Source organism: Streptomyces sp. GbtcB6, from assembly GCF_019091475.1.
GTDB classification, from domain to species: domain Bacteria; phylum Actinomycetota; class Actinomycetes; order Streptomycetales; family Streptomycetaceae; genus Streptomyces; species Streptomyces hyaluromycini.
In genome coordinates, this window is sequence record NZ_JAGXJL010000474.1 from 1 (window position 1) to 236 (window position 236).

General features: G+C 66.5%; 1 pseudogene. It reads left to right on the forward strand.

Features of this window, described 5'->3' with window-relative positions:
- Positions 1 to 236 (forward strand): annotated as a pseudogene (locus tag KVT45_RS55715) (ABC transporter permease); the annotation flags it as partial.

The following is a 236-nucleotide window of genomic DNA, read 5'->3' on the forward strand; positions in this document are numbered from 1 at the left end:
TGTTGGCCGCCGCCGGCATCACCTTCTTCGGGCACCAGGGCCTGTGGCAGGAGAGCATGGACACCCTGGCGCTGACCCTGACGGCGGGACTGGTGGCCCTGCTGATCGGCATCCCGCTCGGTGTGTGGGCGGGGCTCCCCGACCGGTTCAACCGGATCATGACGCCCTTCCTGGACTTCATGCAGACCATGCCGACCTTCGTCTACCTCGCCCCGCTCACCCTCATCTTCCTCAAC